Here is a 16011-nt window from a genome sequence, read left to right as displayed (position 1 = left end):
ACCGTTTGTTTTTAGTACAGCGATGTGTCTTTGTCTGTCTCCCATTGAGCGGGCGTTAATCCTTTGTCGCCATCGCGTTAAATGTAAACGCAAACATTTGATAACAAACTGTTAAACCTATAGTCATCTTTGCTCAGCCGCGGTATGGTATGGCATGCACATCGTCCTAAAGGCGAATGAATACAATTCGTTGGCTGAGGTACACCCGATAAAAAGGAAATAACATGTCTCAACAACCTACCGCCAAATACCGTGATGACTACCGCGCACCGGACTTTACTATCACGGATATCAATCTTGAGTTCGATCTTGATCCGAATAAGACCCTGGTGACAGCAGTCAGTCAGGTAAAACGTCTTAATGAACGCGCGACGGATCTCGTACTCGATGGTGATGATCTGACTCTGGTGCGCCTGGATATTAATGGTGACACCTGGACGGCATACAGCGAAGAAGCGGGTAAATTGATTATTCGCGATGTCCCCGCCGCCTTTACTTTGACCATTCAAACCCAGCTAGATCCGGAGAATAACTCTGCGTTAGAAGGGTTATACATTTCTGGCGGTGCGTACTGTACCCAGTGTGAAGCAGAAGGCTTCCGTCGTATCACCTACTACTTAGACCGTCCTGATGTACTGGCGCGATTTACCACCAAAGTGATTGCGGATAAAGCGGCGTACCCTTATTTGCTTAGTAACGGTAATAAAATGGCGGCGGGTGATCTTGATGACGGCCGTCACTGGGTTGAATGGCATGATCCTCATGCCAAACCAAGCTATCTATTCGCCTTAGTGGGCGGTGATTTTGATGTCTTGCGAGACACGTTTGAAACGCGCTCAGGGCGCAATGTCGTGTTAGAAATATTCGTCGATAAAGGCAATTTAGATCGTGCCGACCACGCCATGGTGTCACTGAAAAACGCCATGAAGTGGGACGAAGAGCGATTTGACTTAGAATACGATCTCGATATCTACATGATTGTTGCCGTCGACTTTTTCAATATGGGCGCGATGGAGAACAAAGGCCTAAATATCTTTAACTCCAAGTATGTGCTTGCCAATGCAGAGACGGCAACCGATACCGATTATCTGGGTATTGAAGCGGTGATTGGCCACGAATACTTCCACAATTGGACAGGCAACCGTGTTACCTGTCGGGATTGGTTTCAACTTAGCCTCAAAGAAGGGTTAACGGTTTTCCGTGATCAAGAGTTCTCCTCTGACTTGGGGTCACGCTCCGTCAACCGCATCAGCAATGCACGCATCGTGCGTGGCCCGCAATTTGCTGAAGATGCAAGCCCTATGTCTCATCCAATCCGCCCTGAAAAGGTGATTGAGATGAATAACTTCTACACCCTAACTGTGTACGAAAAGGGTAGTGAAGTCATTCGTATGATGCACACCATTCTCGGTGAATCTGCTTTCCAAAAAGGGATGAAGCTGTATTTTGAACGCCATGATGGTACCGCATCGACCTGTGATGATTTCGTCCAAGCGATGGAAGAGGCATCAGGCATTGATCTTACCCAGTTCCGTCTGTGGTATAGCCAGTCAGGTACACCGGTGCTGACCGTTTCATCCACCTATGATGCGGCTACCAAGCAACTGGCGCTGCATGTGGCACAGCACACGCCGGCGACGGCTGATCAGCAAGAAAAGCAGCCGCTGTATATTCCGCTTGATATCGAAATGTACCGTCAAGATGGCAGTGTGATTGAGTTACAGCGTCACGGAGAGTCGGTTTCTAACGTATTGGCGGTCACACAAGCAGAGCAAACCTATCTGTTTGATCATGTCGATGAGCAACCGGTCCTATCGCTACTACGCGAATTCTCAGCACCGGTTAAACTCGAATATGATTATCAGGACGATGAGTTGGCGTTCTTATTGCAGCACGCTCGGAATGACTTTGCGCGCTGGGATGCGGGCCAAAGCTTACTGGCTAAGCATATCAAAGCGAATGTAGCGCGTGTGCAAGATGACCAACCGATCGATGTGCCCTTATCCGTAGTTGATGCCTTCCGTGGTGTGTTGCTGAGTGACAATACCGATCCTGCCTTGATTGCTGAAGTGCTCAATTTACCTTCAGAGACAGAGGTAGCAGGTTGGTTTGAAACGGTCGACGTGGATGCTATTCACCAAGTGATGGCAGCGTTTAAACAGCAGTTTGCTGATCATATGGTGGATGAGCTTGCCGCTGTGTATCGTCAGTATGCACAAACGGATTATCAAATCACACACAAAGCGATGGGTGAGCGTGCCTTGCGTAATGCCTGTTTGAGTTACTTGGCCCATACAGAAAATGGCAATGGCTATGTTGAGCAGCATTATCAAGAAGCGCACAATATGACAGATACCATGGCAGCCCTGAGCGCAGCAAACAGTGCACAATTGCCTTGCCGAGAGCCGCTGATGAAAGGCTTCAGTGATCAGTGGCAGCATGATGGGTTGGTAATGGATAAATGGTTTATGCTGCAAGGCGCCAATCCAGCCGATAATGCGTTAGAGCAAGTAAAAGCGCAAATGTCGCACCCAGCATTTACGTTGAAAAACCCTAACCGTATACGGAGTTTAATTGGTGCATTTTGTAATCGTAACCCGGCACGTTTTCATGCTAAAGATGGTGCAGGGTATCGATTCTTAAAAGAGATCTTGGTGACGTTAAACCAGTCTAACCCGCAAGTGGCGTCGCGCTTGATTGATCCACTATTGAAACTGGCGTATTACGACTCAGCGCGTCAACAGCAAATGCGTAATGTACTGCAAGAGCTCGCCGATATGGATAACTTGGCGAACGATTTGTATGAAAAAGTGGAAAAAACACTTGAGCAGTAACCAATAAGTTGGGATAAAATCAAGACGTACGACAAGTGAACCTCAAAAGCCGCCTGGTTGGGCGGCTTTTTAACGAATAAACTTATGAGCGGATTAAAAAGTGAACCATGGAGTACTTTTTTAGCGTCTATATTGCCTATTCTGAGTATCAGCATTACTACAGTGGTGCAGCTGCGAATGTGGTTGTGACCACGGACCAAGGGCTGCGCTTACAAATCCCGGCGTCTCGCTTTCGACCTTTTCTTTCACAGCTTGGCATTAGGGGGCGTTTTAAACTGACGACGGACGCGCACCACCGCTTTCAATCGTTAATGCGCGTTGCTTAATAGGCGTTGGTTAAAGCCTCATCCAATCTCTAATTAAATAGCCACACCAGTCACATTCTCGCGAAAATCGCGTAAATCCAGCCGTTTATCTATAACGTTTTTGCTATCCAAGCCTTACACTAGACAGTGCGTTTGTTAACGCAATGTTTACCTCTGATGACGACTCACAATGATAATGTTCTAAAAAGGACAACGGAGTGCCAGAATGACCTCGCGTGACCCTATAGTACCAGTGTTACTTGAGAAGGTTTATCAACTCATCGCTGATAAACTCGATGATCCTCAACAACCACTTGTCGATGCGTTAGCCAAAAGGATATTGGGTCAAGTATCTGATGACGATTTGCAGGAACGCAATGAGTCAGATCTTTATGGTGCAGTAATGAGCTTATGGCACCATCTCAACACGTTTGAACAAGATAAAGTCTTTGTTAAAGTTTTTAACCCAAGCCTGAGCGGAAATGGATGGCAATCAACCCATACGATTGTTGAAATCCTCGCCCCAGATGCCCCCTTCCTTGTCGATTCTGTGCGTATGGCCCTTAATCGCTTAGGTATCACAACGCACTTGATGCTGAATAGCCCGATCAAAGCGCGCAAGAATGAGCAGGGGGATGTGGTCAGCATTGGCAGTGAGGACGGCCAATTCCAAAGCACGTTCCATATTGAAATCGACAAGATGTCAGATGACTCAGAGATGGCAGCACTTGAATCTGAGCTCTCTGAAACCTTGACCGATGTCGTAATGGTGGTGAACGACTGGAAGCCAATGCGCGCGCAAATGCTTGAGCTATTAGCATCATTAAAAGAGACTCAATTACCGATTGATGATGAGCGCCGCCAAGAAGCTGTCGAGTTCCTAAGTTGGATCACGGACAATAACTTTACCTTTATGGGCTACAAGTGCTTTGACCTGGTTCCGGTTGAAGGCGATTACGAGCTTCGCGCGAGCAGTGACTGTGACGCACTAGGTTTAGCTAAAAAGCACAAATCCCCCCAGGCTCTGCGTTTATCCGAAATGCCTGAGTCAGCCCGAGCAGAAGCGCTGAAAAAAGAGCTGTTAGTGCTTACCAAAAGTAATGCGAAATCTCGGGTTCACCGTCCGGCTTATGTCGATTATATCGGGATCAAAAAGTTTGATAGCAACGGTAATGTGATCGGCGAGCACCGGTTTACTGGGCTCTATGCATCGTCTGCTTATAACCAGTCGACCGCTAGCATTCCGGTGCTGCGTAATAAAGTACGCCGTATCCTTGATAACAGCGGTTTTTATCGCGAATCACACGCGTGGAAAGCGTTGGCTAATATCCTAGAAAACTACCCGCGTGATGAACTGTTCCAAGCGACAGAAGACGAAATGCGCAATGTGGGAATGGGCGTGGTACAAATGCAAGACCGCGACATGCTCCGTGTATTTGTGCGTCGTGATCCGTTTGGTCGTTTTTTCTCGTGCATGGTGTATATCACCCGAGAGCGCTATAACACCGAGTTCCGTCGTCAAACCCAGCGTATTTTTCAGCAATACTTTGGATCAGATCAGACGGTTGAATTTACCACTTTTTTCTCGGAAAGCCCGCTGGCGCGGACGCATTATATTGTCCGAGTGGAAAATAATAACTTCGATATTGATGTGAAAAAAATCGAACAAAACCTCACAGAGGCAGCGTCATCGTGGGATGATCGTTTACAAGAAGCCGTGATTGCTAATTTTGGTGAAAATCGTGGTACACCGATCGCGAAACGGTATTTGCGTGCGTTTCCGCGTTCCTACAAAGAAGCGATGTTACCAGGGTCAGCAGTGGCGGATATTGAGCGCCTAGAAGGGCTCAGTGATGACAATAAACTCGATATGTTGCTCTACAGGCCGCAAGAAGTTAGCCATCAATCTAATGCCATTAGCCTAAAGCTTTTCCAAAAGGGGGAGCCGATCCATTTATCGGATGTGATGCCGATGCTAGAAAATCTAGGGCTGCGTGTGATCGGCGAATCGCCTTATGAGGTTGAAACCAGCCAGGGGGATGTGTATTGGATTCTCGACTTCTCTATGTTGCACAGTGCGGGAGCAGCGTTTGATCTTGGTAATGCGCGTGATCGTTTCCAACATGCATTTGCCGACATTTGGCATGGCCGCTTGGATAATGACGGTTTTAACCGCTTGGTATTAAACGCGGGGTTATCCGGACGAGAAGTCACGATTCTACGCGCCTATGCTCGGTATATGCGCCAGATTGGCTTTCCTTTCAGTCAGGCGTATATCGAGGATACATTAGCTTCGCACCCGCATCTTGCTGGGTTCTTGGTCAGGTTGTTTAATCGACGCTTTGACCCTGCGGGTAAGCAAAACAAGCGAGAACGAGATGCGATTATTCACGAGATTGAAGAGGCACTCGACAATGTTGAAAGTTTGGATGATGACCGTATTATTCGTCGATACATGGAAATCATGCTCGCGACCATGCGCACAAACTTTTTCCAGAAAGATCCGGACAATGGCCAAGACAAACCCTATCTATCGCTAAAACTGCAAGCATCGGATATTCCGGATATGCCTAAGCCGGTTCCCGCGTTTGAGATCTTTGTTTACTCCCCCGATGTAGAAGGGGTGCACTTACGCGGTGGTAAAGTCGCGCGTGGTGGACTTCGTTGGTCCGATCGCCAAGAAGACTTCCGTACCGAAGTCTTAGGCTTGGTGAAAGCGCAGCAGGTCAAAAACACCGTGATTGTGCCAGTCGGGGCGAAAGGGGGCTTTGTCTGCAAGCGTCAACATCAGTTAACTGAGCGGGATGCGATCATTGCTGAGGGTAAGCGATGCTATCGAATCTTTATCCAAGGGTTACTTGATATTACCGATAACATTGTCGAAGGCACCTTGACGCCGCCTGACCATGTGATCCGTCATGACGACGATGACGCCTATTTAGTCGTCGCGGCAGATAAGGGAACGGCAACTTTCTCTGATTTAGCGAACAGTGTCTCAGCGCAATATAACTTTTGGCTGGGAGATGCTTTTGCGTCCGGTGGCTCGAATGGGTATGACCACAAAAAATGGGGATTACGGCCGCAGGTGCTTGGGAATCGGTAAAACGCCACTTCCGTGAAATTGATATTAACTGTCAAACCACGGACTTTACCTGTGTCGGCATTGGCGATATGGGCGGCGATGTGTTTGGTAATGGCATGCTGCTTTCCAAGCATATTCGCTTAGTCGCAGCGTTTAACCACATGCATATCTTTATTGATCCCGATCCAGATGCCGCGAAAAGCTGGGAAGAGCGCCAACGTCTCTTCAATTTGCCGCGGTCAACTTGGGAAGACTACGATACTCAGTTGATAGCCAAAGGTGGGGGGGTGTTTTCTCGCCGCGCGAAATCAATCACCTTAACGCCGGAGATACAAAAGCTGCTCGGCACCCGTAAGCAGACGATGGCGCCTAACGATCTGATTAAACAGATCGTAAAAGCCAAGGTTGATCTGCTTTGGAATGGCGGTATCGGCACCTATGTTAAGTCATCGAGCGAAACCCATACCTCGGTAGGTGACCGTGCTAATGATGGTTTGCGTGTCAACGGCAATGAAGTGGGTGCTCGTATCATTGGTGAGGGCGGTAACCTTGGCATGACCCAATTAGGGCGAATTGAGTATGCGCTTAACGGCGGTCGAGTGAATACCGATTTTATTGATAATGTCGGTGGTGTCGATTGCTCGGATAACGAGGTCAACATCAAGATCCTGCTTAATGGGCTGGTGGCGGCCGGTGATCTGACCATGAAAAAGCGCAATGAGTTGCTGGAGCGAATGGAAGACGAAGTGTCTGACATCGTGCTCGAGGATGCTTATAGTCAAAGTGAGTCGATCTCTGTCACCCATAACCAGCAGGCCGCTTTGTTAAAAGAGCAGATTCGGTTTATTCACTATTTAGAGAAAGAGGGTAAGCTCGATCGGGCGCTTGAATATCTGCCAGACGATGAAACCTTGTCTGAACGTAACTTGCGTGGCACCGGTTTAACGCGCCCAGAAATTGCTGTATTGGTTGCCTACGGTAAAATGGTTCTCAAAGAGCAGCTGGTTGTTGATGATGTCACGCAAGATGCTCACTTCGGACAGCTACTCCCTAGTTACTTCCCTAAAGAGTTACAACGTCACTATAGAGGCGAGATGGAATCTCATCCACTGCGTGGTGAGATCATTGCCACCGCACTGGCGAATCAAATGTCGAATGACATGGGTTTTAACTTTGTGACCCGCATGCAAGATGAGACCGGCGCCAGTGTGAGTGATATTGCTAAGTCTTATGCCATTGCCAGAGAGGTGTTTGGTTTTGAGCAGCTATTTGATGATGTGCGCGAGCTCGATAATCATGTGAGCGCCAAAGTGCAGTATGACATCATATTCCGCTGTCGCCGAATGTTACGCCGTGCAACCCGTTGGATGTTACGTAACAAACGCAAAGGAGAGAGTATTGAGGCTCAAGTTGGCTTTTATCGTCCCGCATTGCAAAACTTGGTGGATCACCTCGATCAGTATTTGGTTGAGGGTGAGATCACCGAGCATGATCAACAAGCGGAGGCATTGATAAAAGCGGGTGTACCTGATGCGCTTGCGAACAAGGTTTGTCGCCTGACGAGCGTGTTCTCGGGATTAGATCTTGCCCAAGTGTCAGAACAACTCGACAAGCCATTCGAGCTAGTGGCGCGCTTGTACTATGTACTGGGTGATCGTTTATCACTGCACTGGTTCTTGAAGCAAATCAATAACCAGCCGGTTGATAACCACTGGCAAGCGCTTGCCCGCGCCTCGTTCCGTGAAGATCTTGACTGGCAACAGCGCTTATTGACCGCTCGCATCGTTTCAGAGATGGATTCACAACACGATGCCGAGACAGGGTTAACGCAGTGGATGGATGATCATGCTGTAATCCTGAGCCGTTGGCAAAGCATTGTCGATGAGTTCAAAGTCGGTTCTATGCATGAGTTTGCCAAGTTCTCTGTCGCGCTGCGTGAATTGTCGTTACTAAATTTAAATTGAATTAGTGCGCCAATAACGCAATAATCTAGCCCCGTTTATAACGGGGCTTTTTTATTAGGAGGGATAATGCTATACCGCCTCGCCAGACCGGCTATCTTTCAGTTAGATCCAGAAAAAGCACACGACTTAACCATCAAAACGCTTTCCCGTTTCCATCACACACCGCTTCGCTTTTTATACTCTCAGCATCTTCCTCCTCGCCCAGTGACTGTCATGGGACTGCATTTTACCAATCCAGTAGGCTTAGCCGCAGGGTTAGATAAAAATGGTGAGTGTATAGAAGCGTTTGGCGCCATGGGGTTTGGCTTTGTGGAAGTGGGGACGGTTACCCCACGCGCCCAACCAGGTAATGATAAACCGCGCCTCTTTCGCCTTAAAGCGGCGGAAGGAATTATTAACCGAATGGGGTTTAACAATCATGGTGTTGAGGCCCTGATTGAAAACGTGAAACAGGCGAAAAATTTTACGGGTGTGCTCGGTATTAATATCGGTAAAAATAAAGATACACCCATTGAGCAGGGCACCGATGACTACATTGCCTGCATGCAAAAAGTATATCCGTATGCTGATTATATTGCGGTTAACATTTCCTCACCGAACACTCCCGGGTTACGAAGTTTGCAATATGGCAACATATTTGACGAGTTGCTCAGTGCGTTAAAAAAGGAACAAGGTCAATTAGCCGAAACACACGGCAAATATGTCCCCCTTGCAGTGAAGATTGCACCTGATTTAAGTTGTGATGAGATCCAACACGTCGCTGATAGTTTGGTTCGCCATAACATTGATGGCGTGATTGCGACCAATACGACGTTAGAGCGTTCGCTGGTGGATGGGATGCCGCACTACCGTGAAGCTGGTGGATTAAGTGGCCGGCCGGTACAGTTGAAAAGTACGGAAGTGATTCGTCAACTTCATCGCGCACTCAATGGAGCAATGCCGATCATTGGCGTTGGCGGTATTGACTCAGTGACAGCGGCACGTGAAAAGTTGGAGGCTGGAGCTGATTTAGTGCAACTCTATTCAGGACTTATTTATCAAGGTCCAGGCTTAGTGAAGCAAATCGTTCGTCATATTTAATTTAAAAAATAAAGTCTTAAGGCGAAAAGGGGGAGGGTTTCTTCCCCTTTTTTTTTGCCCTCAACCCATTACACTTCAGTCAATGGCAGTCTTGATATCGCCAGACCCCCAGTTTTTGAGTCTTCGCGGGAGCTGAAGTATGTTAAAACCTAACAATGCATGGAGATGGTATTTCGATGATGCATCGACATCACTGATGCTCGATTTGGGTGATGACATGGTTTTTCGCGTGGCGATCAATGCCAAACATCTCATCCCTGATGCGTTCTCGACATCACCATTTTCAGTTGAGGACGCATCGCTTTTTCAGTATCTGACAGATCCTCTGTCATTACTGTCACTGTCCGGGCCGCGCAGGGCAGAGCTTGCTTTGAACGCAGTGGCAGCCCATCGCTTCCACAAACCTGTGCTACCCAAAAGTTGGTTTTTTGAGACGCAACAAGAAACGATCGCCGCACCCGAGTGGGGGCAGATTGTCGAACTCACGAGCCAAACCGGGGACAGGGCGCCATTTATTATTATAGAAAACGCCGGTTCAGCCTCGCTATGCATGCTCGCTCGCGAAGCCGATTTTGAACTGAGCGCAAATAAAACCATGGCGTTTTGTGGTGCGATTAAAGTAATGAACGACCGGCTATCGCAATCTAAACACCAAACTAATAGCCAAAAAGGTCGCTTTGCGTTAGTGGGCTGAGTGGCTTTCACTCAGCTCACGTTTTCTTTTATCCAACCTTTCCCCTAGATTTGACGTCACTATTCCCACTTCTTTTTGCGCGATTAATGTTTCTGATACCAAACAGGTGCGTCTAAAACCTGTGATCTCTCTTCACGTTTGAGCAAAAAACGTGCACCAATAATGTCTAAAATTGGGTATTTTCGTCGCGTTTTTATCCGCTTTAACGGCAAATCTTTACCGCTTTTTCCTGTTTTACAGCAACAATTCTTTCCTTAACTGCCGCCTGGTATATACCAGTTTTTTAGGGTCTAACCTAATTCCTAGTGGGAAATAATCGAATTCTACACGCCTATCAACCCGCCATAACTCGCCTCTCAAGGCAAAGTGAATGCTTACACGTTATATTTTCTAACGCTTCATGCTAGACGTGGCGCGCCTTGATTAGGTCGTGTTTCCACCAGGAAACGTAGTCAGTCAGGGTTTGCTGAGATAGGATTCCTGAGGGAAACAATAATCATCGAATGATTGATTCTTTACAGAAACACTGGGGTGGCGATTAATTCACCATTCAACGGAGATTGTTTCGCCTTGGGTCAACGGGGCGGGTCAGATTGATGTATAATCGGCGCCATTATGACAACCACGCCCAGAGGGTGTAGAGACTCAATGAAACACTATCTCGCTATAACCGCTCGAGGTCTCGAGCATTTGTTGGCTCAGGAGCTTGAACAGCTTGGTGCATCCAGCCTTAAGCAAGTCCATGCCGGTGTAAAATTTAAAGCCGACGATTCCACGCTTTATCAATGTTGTTTGTGGAGTCGGGTTGCATCCCGTTTTGTGCTGGTGCTGGGTGAGTTCGCGGTTCGCGATGATATGGATTTATACCTTGGCGCTACGGCGATTAATTGGCCGGATCATTTCCATTCCAGCCAGCGGATAGCGGTTGACTTTAACGGTACTAACCAAGAGATTCGCAATAGCCAATATGGTGCCCTAAAAGTCAAAGATGCGATTGTCGATAAATTTGAAAAAGCCAATCTGCCACGGCCAAGTATTGATCGTGAGCAACCAGACTTACGCATTCACATGCGCTTGTCGAAAGATAAAGGTGTGCTCGGTATTGATATGGTTGGCAGTGGTTTGCACCAACGAGGATATCGTACTCAGGCAGGGGCGGCTCCTTTACGCGAAACCCATGCAGCAGCGTTAGTGTTACGCAGTGGGTGGCAAAGCGGGCAACCTATGATGGATATCATGTGTGGTTCCGGAACGCTTCTGATTGAAGGGGCGATGATTGCCGCGAATGTCGCTCCTGGGCTTAAGCGCAAACGTTGGGGCTTTGAATCACTGCTTGGTTTTGATGACGAGGCTTTTAAAACGATCAAAGCAGAGGCGAGCGTTAAAGCTAAACGCGGGGTGAGCCAATGCCAAACGCGTTTTTATGGGACAGACAATGATGCACGTATGATTGAGACGGCCGGGCAAACGCCCGACGCGCGGGTGTCGCAGAATTGATCGAATTTAATGTCGCAGATGCCACTGAGGTGGTCCCGCCAGAAGACTTCACCGGAGGGCATATTATCTCAAACCCCCCTTACGGTGAGCGTTTAGGCACGACGCCTGGACTGATTGCGTTGTACACGCAGCTGGGTGACCATCTTAAGCTCGCGTTTGCAGGTAACACTGTCTCTTTATATTCCGGCTCGGACGAGCTGCTTAGTTGTCTGCGGATGCGTGCCGATGACAAGTTTGCACTGCGCAATGGCGCCCTTGATTGTGTAATGAAAACGTATGCCATTACCGCACGTGGCGTGAAAGAGGCAGGAGATGCAGCCCCGACGGTTGACGTTGCTCCTGACTTTGCTAATCGGCTCCGTAAAAACATGACAAAATTGGATAAATGGGCGAAAAAAGAGGCCATCGAGTGTTATCGACTCTATGATGCTGACCTGCCGGATTACAAAGCCGCGATTGATCGCTATCGCGACTTTTTAGTGATCCAAGAATATGCGGCACCTAAGACGATCGCCCCAGAAAAGGCACGTCGGCGATTGCTGGATATGGTGCGTGCTGCCATTGCTGTCACAGGTGTTGATGCGAATAAAGTTGTGCTCAAAACGCGTGAGAAGCAAAAAGGTAATAATCAATACCAAAAGCTGTCAGGTGCCGCGCATACTATGACCGTACAGGAATACGGTGTAACACTTGAGGTTAATCTTTATGACTACCTCGATACCGGCTTGTTTCTCGATCATCGCTACACACGTCGACTAATTGGCGAGAAAGCGGCTGGAAAAGATGTACTTAACCTGTTTGCTTATACGGGAAGTGCATCGGTACATGCAGCGGTCGGTGGTGCACGGTCAACTACCACCGTGGATATGTCGAAAACGTATCTTGCGTGGGCTGAGCGCAATATGAAGCTTAACGGAATGGTCGGGCGTCAGCATCAGTTTGAACAGGCCGACTGCTTGCAGTGGATAGAGCAATCGGACCAACAATTTGATCTTATTTTTGTTGATCCACCGACTTTCTCTAACTCGAAGCGGATGCAGACAACCTTTGACGTGCAACGCGATCACATCGATTTACTATTGGCTCTCAAAGCACGGTTGCGTCAAGGGGGCGAAATTATTTTCTCTAATAACAAACGCCACTTTAAGATGGATCTTGAGCGATTGGCCGATGCCGGACTTAATGCAGAAAATATGAGTAAGCGTTCGATCCCAGAAGACTTTGCACGTAATCCCCATATTCACAATTGTTGGATTATTCAGCATCAGGACGTGGTTGCATGACACTCGTGTTATTCAGTACCGAAGGCTGTCATCTGTGTGAGCAAGCCTGGTCACTTTATCAATCACTCGGTTATCAAACGCCACTTGCAACCCAAGATATTGCCTTTGACGATACGCTCTTTGAGCGTTACGGCGTCACTATTCCGGTGATTGCAATTCGCAATCAAGCAGGAGAGGTGAGCGCAGAGTTAGGCTGGCCGTTTGATCACATACAACTACAAGCTTGGTTATCGCAACATGGCATTAATTAAAATTACCGCTGCGCAGTTAGCGTATGGCGACAATCCATTGTTAGACAAAACAGACTTCATTCTTCAGCCTGGAGAGCGTGTTTGTTTGGTTGGACGTAATGGCGCAGGCAAGTCTACGTTGATGAAGGTCATCGACGGACAAGTGCAACTTGATGATGGCACTATTCAAAGTCAATCCGAGCTTAAAGTCTCACGACTGGAGCAAGATCCACCTCGAGATAGCCCAGGTTCCGTGTTTGACTATGTCGCGGAAGGGCTTGCCGATGCGGGCGATAAGCTTAAGCAATACCATCAACTGATCGCAACGATCGAAACCGATCCTAGCGATCGAAACATCGCCGAGCTGGCAAAGGTACAAGAAGCGCTAGATCATGCCGATGCATGGCGCTTTGATAACCAAATTATGGTGGTTCTTGGTGCCCTTGGGCTGGATGGTAATACCGCGCTCAACGCGTTGTCAGGTGGCTGGCAGCGCAAGGCAGCATTAGCCCGGGCTCTGGTTTGCGAGCCCGATGTATTGCTCCTCGACGAGCCGACTAACCATCTTGATGTATCGACCATTCTGTGGTTAGAGCAATTTTTGAAAGACTTTCGGGGCGCGATCGTATTTATCTCACACGATCGTTCGTTCATCGGCGCCATGGCAACACGCATTGTCGACTTAGATCGCGGTAAGCTGACATCCTGGCCGGGGAATTATCAAGCCTACCTTGATGGTAAAGAAGAGGCACTACGGGTTGAAGCTGAGCAAAACGCTGAGTTTGATAAAAAACTGGCCCAAGAAGAATCATGGATTCGTCAAGGTATTAAAGCACGTCGTACTCGTAATGAGGGAAGGGTGCGAGAACTGAAAGCGTTACGTCAAGAGCGCGCTAACCGCGTAGAGTTACAAGGTAACGCCAACTTGCAACTGGATGATGCAACGCGTTCAGGAAAAATTGTTTTTGAAGCTGAAAACGTGACATTCACTTATCAAGATGAACCGTTAATTAAACCGCTGAGCTTTACGGTGATGCGTGGTGATCGCATCGCGCTTATCGGCCCCAACGGATGCGGAAAAAGCACACTGCTAAAACTGATGCTCGAGACGCTGACGCCCGACAGTGGCTCTTTACATGTTGGCACCAAGCTGGATGTGGCCTACTTTGACCAATACCGCGAAAAACTCGATCCGGAAAAGACCGTGATTGATAACTTGGCGGGCGGGAAAACAGAAGTGGAAGTCGGTGGGCGTAAGCGCCACGTGATGGGGTATCTGCAAGATTTCTTGTTCCATCCACGACGTGCACAAACCCCGGTAAAAGCCCTATCGGGAGGAGAGAAAAATCGCTTACTGTTAGCCAAACTGTTCCTCAAGCCTGCGAATCTCTTAGTGCTTGATGAGCCAACAAACGATTTGGATATTGAGACGTTAGAGCTGCTAGAAGACTTACTCTCTCAGTTCCAAGGAACCTTGTTGTTAGTCAGTCACGATCGACAGTTTGTTGATAATACGGTGACCCACAGTTGGATATTTGAAGGGGACGGCACGATCAATAAGTTTGTGGGCGGCTATCACGATGCGCAGCAACAACGTGAACAGTACCTCAAAGCGATTACCCCAAATGATAAATGTACTCCATCAAACCGTCACGCTGATACGGAACAAAAGACGGCAAAACCGAAAAGTAAACCGCGGAAGCTTTCGTACAAATTACAGCGTGAATTGGAAGGTTTACCTGCGCAGCTTGAAGCATTAGAAAACGAAATTGAAGTCTTGCAATCAGAGATGAATGATCCTGATTTTTTCTCGAAAAGTCAGGAGATTACTCAGCCTAAACTTACCCGATTGGCAGAGGCGGAACACGAGCTTGAGCAAGCGTTTGAACGTTGGGAAGCCTTGGAGGCAATGCAACAAGAGAGTGAGTGACGGTGTCACTTTTGGGGGGAGATGACTCACAGTTTGTCTTTTACAGCAGCGATAGTGCTTGATTAAAAAATGTTCATGATCGAAGCTGTAGTTGATGCTTCATAAAAACGTCATGGACGGGAGCATTCTTGCGAATAGCAAGCGCAGCATTGAACAAGATGGAATGAAGAGGGCGACCCTATGAAAAGACAGAAGCGAGATCGTTTGGAACGCGCACAGTCAAAAGGCTTTCAAGCGGGAGTAAACGGTCGATCGTCTGAGATATGTCCTTACCAACAAACTGATGCAAGAAGCTACTGGCTTGGCGGGTGGCGCGAAGGCAGAACAAGTAAATCAGAGATGATGAAGTAGTCCATTTCCGTAATATGTTTGGCCTTATCATTAGATAAGGCCTTTTTAATACCCACCTAACGCACTATAACTTTATATGTATAATCCTATTTCATTAATTACCTATATGAAAATTCTGAAAATCATTATCACGTTAACGTAAGTCTCGAAAGGGAAAGGGAAAATTAACGGGGGAGAACAAATAAAAGTAAAGCCGGCGAAGGCACCGGCTTTACTGAAACGCTTAGAATGCCGATGTGTCTTGGAATAGACCGACTTTTAAATCTTTAGCGACGTAAATCTCTTTATCATCGACAAAGACATGGCCATCACCAACACCCATTACCAGTTTGCGATTAATTACACGCTTCATATGAATCTCATAACGAACGCGTTTAGCAGTAGGGAGAACTTGGCCTGTGAATTTTACTTCGCCAACCCCGAGGGCTCGGCCTTTGCCTTCGCCACCGATCCAGCCTAAGAAAAAGCCAACCAGCTGCCACATCGCATCCAAACCCAGACAACCAGGCATAACAGGGTCACCAGGGAAATGACAATCGAAAAACCATAGATCGGGATTGATATCCAATTCAGCGACAATTATGCCTTTATCAAAGTCACCGCCTTGATCGGTAATGTTGGTGATACGGTCCATCATCAACATGTTAGGGGCAGGAAGCTGTGGACGTCCTGGACCAAAAAGCTCACCTTGGCTCGATGCGAGTAGATCATCGCGATTATAGGAATTTTGGCGTTTCATTATATCTAAACTGCTCCTTATT

Annotated in this window: 8 protein-coding genes and 2 pseudogenes; 9 read left to right on the top strand and 1 reads right to left on the bottom strand. The window is 47.7% G+C overall.

Features of this window, described 5'->3' with window-relative positions; genetic code table 11:
- Window positions 1-224: 224 nt before the first annotated feature.
- The 9 genes and pseudogenes from pepN (at window position 225) to rmf (ending at window position 15250) form a co-directional block, all read left to right on the top strand.
- Window positions 225-2834, top strand: a complete 2610-nt coding sequence (gene pepN / locus HLG76_RS00760; protein WP_175992896.1) for an aminopeptidase N — start codon at window positions 225-227, stop codon at window positions 2832-2834.
- 107 nt (window positions 2835-2941) lie between these two features.
- Entirely contained in the window at window positions 2942-3160 is a 219-nt protein-coding gene (locus HLG76_RS00755; protein WP_021023225.1) for a DUF2835 domain-containing protein, read from the top strand.
- A 205-nt stretch (window positions 3161-3365) separates the two neighbouring features.
- Window positions 3366-8185 (top strand): annotated as a pseudogene (locus HLG76_RS00750) (NAD-glutamate dehydrogenase).
- 66 nt (window positions 8186-8251) lie between these two features.
- On the top strand, window positions 8252-9265 hold the full coding sequence (gene pyrD / locus HLG76_RS00745) for a quinone-dependent dihydroorotate dehydrogenase (protein WP_077460557.1): 1014 nt from the start codon (window positions 8252-8254) through the stop codon (window positions 9263-9265).
- Window positions 9266-9404: 139 nt separating this feature from the next.
- Window positions 9405-9959: a cell division protein ZapC gene (locus HLG76_RS00740; RefSeq protein WP_021023222.1), complete on the top strand. Its 555-nt coding sequence runs from the start codon at window positions 9405-9407 to the stop codon at window positions 9957-9959.
- Between the two features lie 648 nt (window positions 9960-10607).
- A pseudogene (gene rlmKL, locus HLG76_RS00735) lies at window positions 10608-12739 on the top strand (bifunctional 23S rRNA (guanine(2069)-N(7))-methyltransferase RlmK/23S rRNA (guanine(2445)-N(2))-methyltransferase RlmL).
- Window positions 12736-12990, top strand: a complete 255-nt coding sequence (locus HLG76_RS00730) for a glutaredoxin family protein (protein ID WP_077460555.1) — start codon at window positions 12736-12738, stop codon at window positions 12988-12990. Before rlmKL ends, HLG76_RS00730 begins: the two are co-directional and overlap by 4 nt.
- A complete protein-coding gene (locus HLG76_RS00725) occupies window positions 12977-14899 on the top strand; it encodes an ABC transporter ATP-binding protein (RefSeq protein WP_175992895.1) in 1923 nt (640 codons plus the stop codon). Before HLG76_RS00730 ends, HLG76_RS00725 begins: the two co-directional genes overlap by 14 nt.
- 180 nt (window positions 14900-15079) lie before the next feature.
- Window positions 15080-15250: a ribosome modulation factor gene (gene rmf / locus HLG76_RS00720; protein WP_077460554.1), complete on the top strand. Its 171-nt coding sequence runs from the start codon at window positions 15080-15082 to the stop codon at window positions 15248-15250.
- 223 nt (window positions 15251-15473) lie between these two features.
- Here the strand turns inward: rmf and fabA are convergent, their stop codons facing one another.
- The gene (gene fabA / locus HLG76_RS00715; protein WP_108742866.1) at window positions 15474-15992 is read right to left on the bottom strand and encodes a bifunctional 3-hydroxydecanoyl-ACP dehydratase/trans-2-decenoyl-ACP isomerase; all 519 of its coding nucleotides are present in this window, start codon (window positions 15990-15992) and stop codon (window positions 15474-15476) included.
- Between the last annotated feature and the right edge of the window lie 19 nt (window positions 15993-16011).

The sequence above is a fragment of the Salinivibrio sp. EAGSL genome, from assembly GCF_013366455.1.
GTDB lineage: Bacteria > Pseudomonadota > Gammaproteobacteria > Enterobacterales > Vibrionaceae > Salinivibrio > Salinivibrio costicola.
Note: the sequence above shows the minus strand (reverse complement) of the source record. Positions and strands in the feature narration are given on the sequence as shown.